The sequence below is a fragment of the Streptomyces sp. NPDC045022 genome, from assembly GCF_056432605.1.
Map to the genome: position 1 here is coordinate 259,300 of NZ_JBWKIR010000008.1, position 12,198 is coordinate 271,497.

General features: G+C 72.4%; 9 protein-coding genes. 5 read left to right on the forward strand and 4 right to left on the reverse strand.

The genetic code is table 11. From position 1 onward, the window contains the following. Positions 1–330 precede the first annotated feature (330 nt). Positions 331–561 carry a hypothetical protein gene (locus AC07C1_RS17395; protein ID WP_478939845.1) on the reverse strand — a complete coding sequence of 77 codons (231 nt, stop codon included), beginning with the start codon at positions 559–561 and terminating at the stop codon, positions 331–333. Positions 562–754: 193 nt separating this feature from the next. On the opposite strand from AC07C1_RS17395, the gene AC07C1_RS17400 reads away from it, so the two are divergent. The 4 genes from AC07C1_RS17400 (at position 755) to moeZ (ending at position 5,014) form a co-directional block, all read left to right on the forward strand. Beyond that, positions 755–1,834 carry a hypothetical protein gene (locus AC07C1_RS17400; protein WP_478939846.1) on the forward strand — a complete coding sequence of 360 codons (1,080 nt, stop codon included), beginning with the start codon at positions 755–757 and terminating at the stop codon, positions 1,832–1,834. Positions 1,835–2,075: 241 nt separating this feature from the next. Beyond that, on the forward strand, positions 2,076–3,035 hold the full coding sequence (locus AC07C1_RS17405; RefSeq protein WP_478939847.1) for an NAD-dependent epimerase/dehydratase family protein: 960 nt from the start codon (positions 2,076–2,078) through the stop codon (positions 3,033–3,035). Further along, a complete protein-coding gene (locus tag AC07C1_RS17410) occupies positions 3,023–3,772 on the forward strand; it encodes a spherulation-specific family 4 protein (RefSeq protein WP_478939849.1) in 750 nt (249 codons plus the stop codon). The genes AC07C1_RS17405 and AC07C1_RS17410 overlap by 13 nt, the downstream gene beginning before the upstream one ends. 63 nt (positions 3,773–3,835) lie before the next feature. Beyond that, on the forward strand, positions 3,836–5,014 hold the full coding sequence (gene moeZ / locus AC07C1_RS17415) for an adenylyltransferase/sulfurtransferase MoeZ (RefSeq protein ID WP_478939851.1): 1,179 nt from the start codon (positions 3,836–3,838) through the stop codon (positions 5,012–5,014). Between the two features lie 129 nt (positions 5,015–5,143). Here the strand turns inward: moeZ and AC07C1_RS17420 are convergent, their stop codons facing one another. The 3 genes from AC07C1_RS17420 to AC07C1_RS17430 all read right to left on the reverse strand — a co-directional run bounded on the left by AC07C1_RS17420 (position 5,144) and on the right by AC07C1_RS17430 (position 11,427). Continuing rightward, positions 5,144–6,709 carry an alpha/beta hydrolase gene (locus AC07C1_RS17420; RefSeq protein WP_478939853.1) on the reverse strand — a complete coding sequence of 522 codons (1,566 nt, stop codon included), beginning with the start codon at positions 6,707–6,709 and terminating at the stop codon, positions 5,144–5,146. A 133-nt stretch (positions 6,710–6,842) separates the two neighbouring features. Next, complete coding sequence (locus tag AC07C1_RS17425) at positions 6,843–8,384, reverse strand: alpha/beta hydrolase (RefSeq protein WP_478939855.1); 1,542 nt, start codon at positions 8,382–8,384, stop codon at positions 6,843–6,845. 121 nt (positions 8,385–8,505) lie between these two features. Continuing rightward, the gene (locus tag AC07C1_RS17430) at positions 8,506–11,427 is read right to left on the reverse strand and encodes a lysylphosphatidylglycerol synthase domain-containing protein (protein ID WP_478939857.1); all 2,922 of its coding nucleotides are present in this window, start codon (positions 11,425–11,427) and stop codon (positions 8,506–8,508) included. 186 nt (positions 11,428–11,613) lie between these two features. On the opposite strand from AC07C1_RS17430, the gene AC07C1_RS17435 reads away from it, so the two are divergent. Next, positions 11,614–12,000, forward strand: coding sequence for an MGMT family protein (locus tag AC07C1_RS17435; protein ID WP_478939859.1), 387 nt, complete (start codon positions 11,614–11,616; stop codon positions 11,998–12,000). The last annotated feature ends 198 nt before the right edge of the window (positions 12,001–12,198 follow it).

The window sequence follows — 12,198 nt, forward strand, 5'->3', positions numbered from 1 at the left end:
TGTCACGTACCAGTACCTCGGCGGCGGCGGCGGTCGTGCCGTGGGCGAGGCGGACGGAGCGACCGGTGGTCATCAGCCCCTTGGTGCCGGCGGTCATGCCTTGGGCGAGGCGGGCGGACTTGACCGGCCGGGGATGCCCAGCGGCGCCGACCCGTGGCACGCGCGGTCGGGGGAGTGGCTGGGGAGTGGGACGAGCGGCGAGCCCGACTCGCCCACCGAGCGCTCGGCGGACGGCTCCGGCACTGCGGCGCAGTCGTCCCCTGCGAGCGTCGCCGGTCCGTCGGTGCCGTCGGCTTCCGTGGGTGGCGCTGGTCCGTCGGTGCCGTCGGCTTACGCGAGCGTCGCCGGTCCGTCGGTGCCGTCGGTTTCCGTGGGTGGGGCGCTGGCGTCGAGGCCGTCGGCCTTCGCGGAAGACATGCCGGCGTCGGTGCCGTCGGGCTTCGCGGAAGATATGCCGGCGTCGGTGCCGTCGGCCTCTGCGAGCGACGCGCTCTCGTCGGTGTCGTCGCCCTCGGTGAGCGTCCCACCCCGGCCGTCGGCGTCGCTGCTCTCGGGGATCACCCCCCGGTCGGCGGCGTCGCCCCAGGCAAGGCCACCCCGCGGGTCAGCGCCGCCGGCCTCCGGGCTCGGTGCCGTCGGGCCCGGCGAGCAGTCCGGCGGGCACGGCACCGGGTCGGCCGCCGCAGGTGTCGTAGCGACACCGGAGTCCGGTGAGAGGCGTACCGCCGCAGCACGGCGCGGGGCCGGGGACCCGGTGAAAGCGCTGCTGCACCGGCACCGTGAGCTGTGTGAGCGGGCCGTGGACCCGCTGGAGATCGCGGCCGGGCTGGAGGCGCACGGGGTCACCGACCGGACCGCCGCCCGCTTCCGGCACCGGGACGTGTTCTCGCTGGCCGAGGAGCTGTACGCGCGTGTGCCGCGCGACGGAGATCCGCGGCCGGAGTCCGAGTCCCTGCCCGTGTCCCGCGATCGCGCCGGCTGGGTCCTGCTCACCCTCCTGCCCGGCGCCCTCGGCGCGGCCACCGTCGCGGCTCTGCGGCTCACCCACGGACAGCCCCGCCTGCTGGTGGCCCTCGGTGGCCTCCTCGCCGTCGCTCTGGCCACCCGCACGGCACTGCGTCGCGGCCCCTTGGCCGGCCCGCCCGGCACGCGCGCGTGGAGCAGGGCGAGCGGCACGCGCGCGTGGACGCTCTGGCTGCTGGGCTATGCCCTCTTGGGCGACGGTCTGCTCGACGCCGTCGTGACGGGTGGCCCCGACGCCCTGCCCACCGGAACCACGGACGGCCCCTGGCCCACCACCGCCGCGCCCGCCCTGGCCCTCACGCTGGCCTGCGCCCCCGCTGCCTGGTGCGCCCACCTGCTCACCACCGGCGCCCGCCGCAGGCTCGCACGCAGCCGGGACCTGGAGGACTTCACGTCGGCCGCGAAACCGCTGCTGCTCGGCACGTTCACGCTGTTCCTCGGCGCGCTCACGGCACTGCTCCTGCTGTGCGGCACCGCCCTGCACGAACCCGCGGCCTACCCGCAGGCCCTCACCCTGGGCGCCCTGCTCCTGCTAGCCCGCCTGCTCAACCTGCACCGCCACCGGCACGCCCCCGCCCTCGCCCTCGGCGCCGCGGCGTCCACGGAGGCGGCGGTCCTCGCCCTGCCGCTGACTGCCCGGTTGCCCGGTTGTGCCTTCCTCGCGGCCCCCGCGCAGACCCTCGTGAACGCCTGGGGCGCGGCCGCCGTCCCCGCCCTCGCCTGCGGCGCCGCGGCCCTGGCCCTGCTGCTGCACGCCGTCCGCACCCTCACCCAGGCCTCGGCCCACGCACCCACGGGAGCACCCGAGTGACCCCTCCGCCACCGGCCCGACCCGTGCCCCCCGCCATCCGCCCGGAGCGCCCGACAGCACCGGGCGACGGCCACCGGTGCCCGGCCCGCCGACGAAGGCACCCGCACCACCCCCTTGAAGGAGAACACCAGATGACCACCTCCCGACCCGGAGCGTCCGGAGCCGCCGGAACCGCCGGAGCGGCCGCAGGAGCCTTCGCACCGGCCGGTTCCACCGGCGCGCACACCCCGGGAGCCGCCCGATGAGGGTCCTGCTGATCGGAGCCAACGGATACATCGGCCGCTTCGTCGCCGACCGCCTGCTGGCCGACCCGGCCGTCCAGCTCACCGCGCTCGGCCGCGGCGACGACGCCGACGTCCGCTTCGACCTCGCCACCGGCAGCCCGGGCGCGCTCACCCGCTTCCTCGACGCGGTGCACCCCGGAGTCGTCATCAACTGCGCCGGCGCCACCCGGGGCGGTGCCCGCGAACTCACCCGGCACAACACCGTCGCCGTCGCCACCGTCTGCGAGGCCCTGCGGCGCAGCGGCTGCGGTGCCCGCCTGGTGCAGATCGGCTGCGGCTCCGAGTACGGTCCGAGCCAGCCCGGATCCTCCACGGCCGAGGACGCCGTACCGCGCCCCGGCGGCCCGTACGGCGTCAGTAAACTCGCCGCCACCGAACTGGTCCTCGGCTCCGGCCTCGACGCCGTCGTGCTGCGCGTCTTCTCGCCCGCCGGACCCGGCACCCCGGCCGGTTCCCCGCTCGGCCGCCTCGCCGAGGCCATGCGCCGCGCCATGCAGTCCGGCGACGGCGAACTCAAGCTCGGCGGGCTCGGCGTCCAGCGCGACTTCGTGGACGTACGCGACGTCGCCCGCGCCGTGCACGCCGCCTCGCTCTCCGCCGCGCAGGGCGTCATCAACATCGGTTCCGGCCGCGCCGTCCGCCTCCGCGACGCCGCCGCGGTCCTCGCCCGCGTGGCCGGATACGGCGGCGCCCTGCATGAGCTGGACGCCCCACCCGGCGCCCTGCGCGGCACCATCGGCCACCCGCGCGCCGACTCCGACCACATGGCCCCGGTCGCGTACCCGTACCCCGACGGCTGCGGCAGCTGGCAGCAGGCCGACGTGCGCACCGCACGCGACCGGCTCGGCTGGCGGCCCCGGATCAACCTCGAGGAATCACTGGCAGACATCTGGATGGAGGCGGCATGCCGCATCTGACCAGCACCACGGCGGGCGTCACGAGCACCGGCGTCCGCACCGCCCTCGGCATCCCCGGTTACGCCCACCCGCTCGTCGCTCCCACCCAGTGGACCGAACTCGCCCGCCCGGGAACCCCGCTGGACTGGGTGGTCCTCGACGTGGCCGCCGGCCCCGGCACCCGCCCCGACCCGCACTGCCTGGAAGCCGCGGGCCGGCTGCGCAACGCGGACGTCCGCGTCCTCGGCCACCTGAACCTCGACCACGGCGCCCGCGTCCTCGGTGACCTTCTCGGCGACGTCCACCGCTACCTCGACTGGTACCGGGTCGACGGCTTCCTGCTGGACCGCTGCCCCGCCGAGCGCACCGCGCTCCCCGGCGTCCGCCGCGCCATCACCTCGCTCCGGGCGATCAGCGACCGCACCCACATCGTCCTCGGCCACGGCAGCCATCCGGACCCGGGCTATGCCGAGCACGCGGACCAGCTGGTGACCTTCTCCGGCTCCTGGTCCGACTACCGCTGGTCGCAGGTCGCCGAGTGGACCGCCGACTACCCGCCCGACCGCTTCTGCCACTTCGTCCACGGCGTGCCGCACGGCCACCTGGACGAGGCGCTGCGCATCGCGCGCTGGCAGGGAGCGGCGACGATCTACTTCACGGACCACACCGACCGCGGCGGGCGCACCGACCCGTGGGAGACGATGCCCGGGTACTGGGACGATGTCGTCTCGCGGGTCGGAACGGGTGTCTCGGAATGAAGAAGGCCATGGCAGTGTTACGAGGAGAACAACTGTAGTGATTGACCGACCAACGGAGTTCCCGTGTCGCTGCCACCCCTGGTCGAGCCAGCTTCTGAGCTCACCGTAGACGAGGTCCGCCGGTACTCCCGCCACCTGATCATCCCTGACGTCGGGATGGACGGGCAGAAGCGGCTGAAGAACGCCAAGGTGCTCTGTGTGGGTGCCGGCGGCCTGGGCTCGCCGGCGCTGATGTACCTGGCCGCCGCGGGTGTGGGCACCCTTGGCATCGTGGAGTTCGACGAGGTCGACGAGTCGAACCTGCAGCGCCAGATCATTCACAGCCAGTCCGACATCGGTCGTTCCAAGGCCGCGTCCGCGCGTGACAGTGTGCTCGGCATCAACCCGTACGTGAACGTGATCCTTCACGAGGAGCGGCTGGAAGCCGACAACGTGATGGACATCTTCAGCCAGTACGACCTGATCGTCGACGGCACCGACAACTTCGCCACCCGTTACCTGGTCAACGACGCCTGCGTGCTGCTGAACAAGCCGTACGTGTGGGGCTCGATCTACCGCTTCGACGGCCAGGCCTCCGTCTTCTGGTCCGAGCACGGCCCCTGCTACCGCTGCCTCTACCCGGAGCCCCCGCCCCCCGGCATGGTCCCCTCCTGCGCCGAGGGCGGCGTCCTGGGCGTGCTGTGCGCGTCCATCGGCTCCATCCAGGTCAACGAGGCCATCAAGCTCCTCGCGGGCATCGGCGAGCCCCTGGTCGGCCGTCTGATGATCTACGACGCCCTGGAGATGCAGTACCGCCAGGTCAAGGTCCGCAAGGACCCCGACTGCGCGGTGTGCGGCGAGAACCCGACCGTCACCGAGCTGATCGACTACGAGGCCTTCTGCGGAGTCGTCTCCGAGGAGGCCCAGGCGGCGGCCGCCGACTCCACGATCACTCCCAAGCAGCTCAAGGAGTGGATCGACGACGGCGAGAGCATCGAGATCATCGACGTCCGCGAGCCGAACGAGTACGAGATCGTCTCCATCCCGGGCGCCAAGCTGATCCCGAAGAACGAGTTCCTCATGGGCACCGCCCTGGAGAGCCTCCCGCAGGACAAGAAGATCGTCCTGCACTGCAAGACGGGTGTCCGCAGTGCGGAAGTCCTCGCGGTCCTGAAGTCCGCGGGCTTCTCCGACGCCGTCCACGTGGGCGGCGGCGTCATCGGCTGGGTCAACCAGATCGAACCGGCCAAGCCGGTCTACTGATCACCCCGCCGAGCGACCGGCACGACTGAAGAGGCCCACGGCTCCGACCCGTTCAGAGCTGTGGGCCTTTTGCTGCCGTGGGGCCGACGGCAACCTGCGTCACGGGCAGGCGGCCGGGGCCCCGTCGCGTCAGGAGCAGACCGTGCCGTCCTTCGGCACCGTGCCCTTCAGCAGGTAGGCGTTCACCGCCGAGTCGACGCAGTCGCTGCCGCTGCCGTACGCCCCGTGACCCTCGCCCTTCCAGGTGAGTTCGACGCCGACACCCTTGCCCAGCTCGTCGGCCATCCTGCGGGCGCCCTCGTACGGGGTCGCCGGGTCCCCGGTGTTGCCGACCAGCAGGATCGGCGCCACGCCGGGTGCGCTGACCTCCGGGGTGTCGAACTGGCCCGGCACCGGCCAGCCGTGGCACCAGCCGGCCGTGTCCCAGCCCAGGAAGTCCCCGAACACGGGCGAGATCCGCTCGAACTCCGCCAGCCGCCGCTTGGTGTCGGTGAGCGTCGGCCGCTCCTTGTCGTCCAGGCACGATATGGCCCGCTGGGAGTGGGACGTCGTGCCGTAGTGGCCCGAGGAGTCCCGCTCGTTGTAGTCGTCGGCAAGTGCCAGAAGCTGCGAACCGTCGCCCTTCTCCGCCGACTTGAGCGCACCGGTCAGCCGCGCCCAGCTGGACTCGCTGTACAGCGGCAGGACGATCCCGGTGACCGCGAGCGTCTGGGTCAGCTTCCGCCCGGACGACGTCGGCAGCGGTTGCGCGTCGATCCGCTTGAGCAGGGTCGCGATCTTCCGGGAGCCCTGCTCGGGGCCCTGCCCGGTGGACTTCAGATAGTCGTCCAGCGCCCGCTGGAAGCCCCGGGCCTGGTTCTCGGCATGGCCCACGGTGCCCGCAGTCGGGTCCACGACCGCGTCGAGGATCAGCCGTCCCACCCGTTTCGGGAACAAGTGGGCGTACACCCCGCCGAGTTCGGTGCCGTAGGAGATGCCGAAGTAGTGCATTCGCGCGTCACCGAGGACCTGGCGCATCAGGTCCATGTCGCGCGCGGTGTCGGTGGTGGACACATGGGCCAGCAGCCGGCCGGCGGCCTTCTCGCAGCCCTCGCCGAAGTCGGCGGCGTCCTGGAAGTACGCCTTCTCCTCGGCCGGGGTGTCCGGGGTGGCGTCCACGTCCTCGGCGGCCTCGATCTTCCGGTCGGCGCGGCAGCGGACGCCCTCGCTGGCCCCCACCCCGCGCGGGTCCCAGCTGACCAGGTCGTAGCGCTCGTGAAGCGAGGAGACCGTGGACGCGTAGTACGGCATCATCGACACGCCCGAGCCACCGGGGCCACCGAAGTTGAACAGCAACGAGCCGATGCGGTCGCCTCCGGTCGCCTGGGCGCGGATCAGGGCGAGGCCGATCGTCGCACCGTCCGGTTCGGACCAGTCCAGCGGCACCTTGAGCGTCGCGCACCTGAAGTCGTCGCCCGGCGCCGCGGCACCCCCGGTGGCCTCGCAGCGATGCCAGTCGAGGCGCTGGGAGGTGAGAGAGGCCGGAAGGTCCGAGGAGGGCGGTGACGCCAAGGACCCCGACGCCGAGGACGCCGACGGGGGAGCCGTTTCCTCCCCCTTGCCCTCGTTCCCGTTTCCGTCCGACGATCCACCACCGCAGCCGGCCACCAGCAGCGCCGCGGCCACGGCGGCCGTCCAGCGCAGGAATCCCCTCATGCGCACCCCCCTCACGGGCCCTTCGCGTCGTGCCGCGCCGGGCGTCCAGGCCATGGTAGGCGCACCGGGCCCATCCCGTTGCGGCCTGTGGATAACCGTCTGACCTGCTGTTTTCTCTGGCTGTAACGGTCTGTCAGGTGCAGACCGTGCCGTCCTTCGGCACCTTTCCGTCCAGCAGGTAGCCGTTCACCGCGCTCTGCACGCACTTGTTCTTGCTGTCGTACGCCCCGTGCCCCTGCCCCTTGTACGTCAGCTCCACGGCGACACCCTTGCCGAGCGCGTCCACCATCTTCTTCGCGCCTTCGTACGGGGTGGCCGGGTCACCGGTGTTGCCGACGACGAGGACGGGCGCCGATCCGGGTGCGCTGACGTCGGGATGGTCGGCGGCGCCCGGCACGGCCCAGTCGGTGCAGCCGACCATGCCCCAGGCCAGGTAGTCCCCGAACAGCGGGGAGGCGGCGCGGAACTCGGGCAGCTTCCCCTGGACGAAGTCCGCGTTGTACCGAGGCTTCTCGTCGGCGCAGTTGATCGCGACGTTCGCCGCGGTGATGTTGCTGTACTCCCCGTTCTCGTCGCGGCCGTTCATCGAGTCGGACAGCAGCATGAGGATCTTGCCGTCACCGTCGTACGCCTGCTCCAGCCCTTCGGTCAGGTACTCCCAGAAGTCCTTCGAGTACAGGGACTGCGCGATGCCGTTGGTCGCGGCGGTCTGGGTGAGCTGGCGCGGGAGGACGCCGGGGATCGGCTTCGTCTCCAGGTTCTTCAGCAGTTTCGCGATGCGGTCCTTCACGTCCTGCGGGGTGTCCCCGATCGGGCATTGCGTGGTCTTCGACGTGCAGTCCTCGGCGAAGTTGTCCAGTGCGAGCTGGAAACCCCTGGCCTGTCCGAGGGCGCTCTGCTCGGGGCTCTGCGTGGGGTCCACCACGGCGTCGAGGACGGCCCGCCCGACGTGCCGGGGGAACAGATGGGCGTACACCCCGCCGAGTTCGGTGCCGTACGAGATGCCGAAGTAGTGCAGCGTGGCGTCCCCGAGGACTCGGCGCATCAGGTCCATGTCGCGCGCCGCGTCCGTGGTGCGTACATGCGGCAGGATCTTCTTGGAGTTCTTCTCGCAGGCCGCGTTGAACTGCTGGGTGCGCTTCAGGAACTGGGCGCGCTCGGCGCTGTCGTCGGGCGTCGCGTCCTGCTGGAAGTAGGCGTCCAGCTGGGAGTCGCTCTCGCACTTCACCGGTGCGCTGCGGCCGACCCCGCGCGGGTCGAAGCTGACCAGGTCGTATCGGGTGCGCAGGGCGGCGTAGTCCTGGGCGAAGGCGGGCAGTGTGGCGACGCCGCTGCCTCCGGGGCCGCCGAAGTTGAACACGAGCGAACCGATCCGTCTGTTCGCCGGGCCGCTGGCCTTGGCCCGGATCAGGGCGATGCCGATGGTGTCACCCTTGGGCTTGGCCCAGTCCAGGGGCGCTTTCATGGTGGCGCACTGCCAGTTCGTCCCGTTCGGCAGCGGGGACGGGGCGCCGCCGCCGCCCTCCGCCTCGGACGGGGCCGGGCAGTCCTTCCAGTCCAGCTTCTGCGTCGTGACGTCCCCGTCCTTCGCGCCGTCTCCGCAGCCGGCCAGCAGGACGGACAGCAGCACGGCGGTGGTGGTCAGGGCGGCGCGCGGCCGGGAGGGGTTCGCCATGCTTCCATCCTGGCGGCGTGCGGGCCGGGGCGCGCGGGGCGCGGGCCGTCCGAGGTACGCCCCGCGTACGCCGCATCCGGCCCGGTGAGGAACCCGCGCGGCCCTGCCCGATCGCCCGAGGCTAAAGGGCACCCTTGCGGGTCATGTGGTTGAAGGCCAGCCAGCCCGGCAGCACCGGCAGCCACAGGGTCAGCAGCCGGAACAGCAGGACGGCCGGGGCGGCGACCTCCTTGGGCAGGCCGACGGCGATCAGGCCGACGGTCAGGGTCGCCTCGACCGCACCCACGCCACCGGGGGTGGGCGCCGCGGAGCCGAGCGCGTTGCCGGCGAGGAAGACGACGGCGACGCTGGCGATGCTCAGCGAGACCGAACCGTCACCGAAGGCGCGGATGGAGGCGTCCAGGCACATCACGAAACAGGCGGTCAGCAGGAGCATGCCGCCGATGCCGGTGACGAGTTTCTGCGGCCGCTGCAGCACGTCGAGCATGCGCGGTACGACACCGGCGAACAGCGACCTCACGCGCGTGACGACGAATTTCCGCAGGAACGGCACCGAGGTCACCACCAGGACCAGCACCGCCACGGTCAGCAGACCCGCGATGACGGTGCGGGACGGCGACAGCGAGGGTGTCTTCTCGGTGCCCGTCAGATAGCCGAAGGACAGCAGCATCAGGATGTGGCAGCCGAGCCCGAACAGCTGGGACGCGCCGACGCTCGCCACCGCGAGCCCTGGGCGCACGCCCGCGCGCTGCAGGAAGCGCGTGTTGAGGGCCACACCGCCGACAGCGGCGGGCGCCACGATCTTCACGAAGGACCCGGCGACCTGCGCCGCCACGGTCCTCGGGAACGGCACCCGCTCCGGCACGAACCCCAGCAGCGCCATCGCCGCGGCGACGTAGCTGAGGGCGGAGAACAGCACCGCCGCGGCCACCCAGCCCCACTGGGCCTGAGCGAACAGCCTGCCGAACTCGATGTGGGTGAGCTGGGTGAGCAGGTAGTACGCGCCGATGGCGCCGGCGATGAAGCTGATCAGCGTGCGCGGCCGCACCCGCTCCAGCCGGGCCGGTTCGACGGGCGCCTGGGGCCTGATCCGCAGCACCTCGTGCCGGATCTGCGTGAGCAGGTCCTCCTCACGGGCCTCGTCCAGGGCTTCGTCGATGGCCCGCTTCTCCGCGCGCTGCTCGGCGCGGACCGTCTTCTTGTCCGGCTTTTCGAGGACGGGCGGCGTCGTCCCGGACGCCTCCTCCGGGCGGACCGCCTTGGCCTGTCTGGACGCCTCGAGCACCGCCTCGCGTTCGCGCTGGGCGCGCTCCCGGGCCAGCCGGCGCAGCGTCGCGCGCGTGGAACGCGTCAGCGCGATCGGCTGGAGCATCGGCAGGCAGTCGGCGACCGCGTCCGGGCCGAGCACACCGACCGCCGAGGCAACGGCCCGCTCGGCGCCGACCCGCAGGGCGAGCGTGGTGACCAGCTGGGCGACGTCCATGCGCAGCAGCAGATCACCGGCCGCGATCTCGCCGCCGCGCAGTTCGGCGAGGATCACCCTGCCGGAACGATCCACCAGTATCGCGTCACCGGCCAGCCTGCGGTGCGCGATGCGCCGCGACTGCAGCGCCTGCACCTGGTGCCAGGTGTGGCGCAGCAACTCGTCCGTGATGTCCTCGTCGGCCAGCGAGTCCAGCGTGCGCCCGCCGGTGTGCTCGTAGACGAGCATGACCGCGTCGGGGCCGAGTTCGGAGGTGGCGATGAGCTTGGGCGCGTTGGCGCCGGCCGCGATCGCGGCGTACGCCAGCAGGGCCTCCTGCTCCAGCGCCTGCCGCAGCGACTGGAGGCTGGAGCGGGTGGCGAAGCCGCGTAGGGTCAGATTGCGCCACGCGCGGTAGAAGAAGCCCTGCGCCTGCTGTTCCCGGTCGACGACCGTGACGTCCAGCGGCGGGCCGTCCTCCAGGTTGACGAAGTAGCGCCGGCCGCGATCGCCGTTCTCCGTCTCGATCACCTCCTCGCGGGCGGCGCTGAGGGGGTGGAAGCCGACGTGCCGGAGGCCCGCCATCAGGGTCTGCCCGGTGGGGCGGACGTTCGGGGAGCCGACCGCGTACAGGGTGCCGTAGGCGATGGTCCAGCCGATGAGGACCGTCAGGATGATCGAGAAGGGGGTGGTGTAGCCGGTGACCAGCATGGAGAACGCGTCGAGCAGCAGCACGATCCACAGCACCGCCCGCCATCTGGGGCGGCGGGACATGCCGACGGCCGTCATGTAGGCGATGACGGGCGCCAGATAGCCGTGCACGGGGTCGGTCAGGGCGTGGATGTCGCCGGGTGAGGGCTGGGTGAGCGCCTCCTGGATCGAGTCCGGGGCGGCCCGCGCGACCCACAGGTCGGTGGCGAGGGTCACTCCATGGGCGAGGACGGCCGCCAGCACGCCGTCGGCGATGCGCAGCCCGTCCCGTTTGATCAGCCGTTCGATCGCGAAGGCGACCGGCACCAGGAGGATCGCGATGCTGGACGCCAGTCCCGCGATCTTGATGAGCAGGTCCGGGGCCTGGCCGGTGCCCTTGTTGATGTCCTGTTCGAGGCCCGAGGTGGTGCCGTGCGCGAACGCGGCGATCGCGAGCAGCACGACGAGGGCGAGCACCCCCACCAGGAGCCGCATGAGGTCCGAGGGGCGGTGCACGCGCGCGGGGAGCAGCGGTTCGTCGCCCTCCACCGCCTCCGCGTGGGGGTCCTCGCCGACGCCCGGACCGTGGTCGGGGCGCGGGTTCTCCGGCACGTGCGCCCCCTCGCCTGCGTCGTCGTCTCTCTCACGCGCGCGTGAGCCGTGGTCCGCATCCGCCGGTCCGCCGCCCGCGCGTGAGCCGTCCGAGTCACTGCCCTCACGCGCGCGCGTGCCGTCGTCCTTCGCACGTGCGTCCGTGGGATGGTTCTCGCGCGGACCAGGGTCTTCCTGGTGCGCGCCGGTCCCGCCCTCGCCCGCGCGGGCGGTGTCGGGGCGCGCGGCGGCGTCAGGGGTGCCCGCCACGCCTTCGGGGTGCACGCCCTGCTGCTTCATGGTCTCTTCTTGGTCTCGTATCACCGGTCACCGCCCGCACGATGGTGGCATGTCCCACCGGCCCACGCGGGCACCAGGGTGTGGATGCGCGGGCGCACAGTCTGCCGGAAGCGCCGCCCCGGGGCGAGGGGGGCGGTGCCTGCGGCCCGCCACGCGATGTCGGTGGGGTGCGGCAGGATGGGACGAATGAGCGAGCACAGGCCTGCCGAGGAGACCCGCGAGGAGTACGCGGACGCGCTGCCGGAGTACGCCGAGCGAGTCCTCGAGGTCGCCGAGCGGATTCCGCCGGGGCGGGTCATGACGTACGGCGATGTCGCCGAATGGCTTGTCGAGGGAGGCCCGCGCCAGGTCGGCCGGGTGATGGCTCTCTACGGAGGCGCTGTCCCGTGGTGGCGCGTGGTGCGTGCCGACGGCGTGCTGCTGCCCGGGCACGAACTGCGCGCGCTCGACCACTACCGCGCGGAGGGCACGCCGCTGAAGGAGGCGGGCAGGGGCACCGAAGGGCATCTGCCGCGACTCGACATGCGGCGGGCCCGGTGGGACGGCGGTGCGGGCGCGGAGGGTCACATCTGACAGCTTCCGCCATCGGACGCCACCAGGGAGAGCCCGTGGCCCGTACGGGTGACAGCGGGGACATCCGTGGCATGGCGTACGTTCGTGAGGTGTGGGACATGCGTGGCATGAGTGCCGCGAGGGAAGAAGCGGAAGCCCCGCTTCCGTCCGGAGCGGCGGCGTAGCGTCGGCTGCACGCGTCCCCCTCACCCCGCGGCC

Coding starts and splice junctions, on each gene's coding strand:
- AC07C1_RS17430 (WP_478939857.1), bottom strand. CDS start 11,427: ATGAAGCAGCAGGGCGTGCACCCCGAAGGCGTGGCGGGCACCCCTGAC.
- AC07C1_RS17420 (WP_478939853.1), bottom strand. CDS start 6,709: ATGAGGGGATTCCTGCGCTGGACGGCCGCCGTGGCCGCGGCGCTGCTG.
- AC07C1_RS17425 (WP_478939855.1), bottom strand. CDS start 8,384: ATGGCGAACCCCTCCCGGCCGCGCGCCGCCCTGACCACCACCGCCGTG.
- AC07C1_RS17410 (WP_478939849.1), top strand. CDS start 3,023: ATGCCGCATCTGACCAGCACCACGGCGGGCGTCACGAGCACCGGCGTC.
- AC07C1_RS17435 (WP_478939859.1), top strand. CDS start 11,614: ATGAGCGAGCACAGGCCTGCCGAGGAGACCCGCGAGGAGTACGCGGAC.
- AC07C1_RS17405 (WP_478939847.1), top strand. CDS start 2,076: ATGAGGGTCCTGCTGATCGGAGCCAACGGATACATCGGCCGCTTCGTC.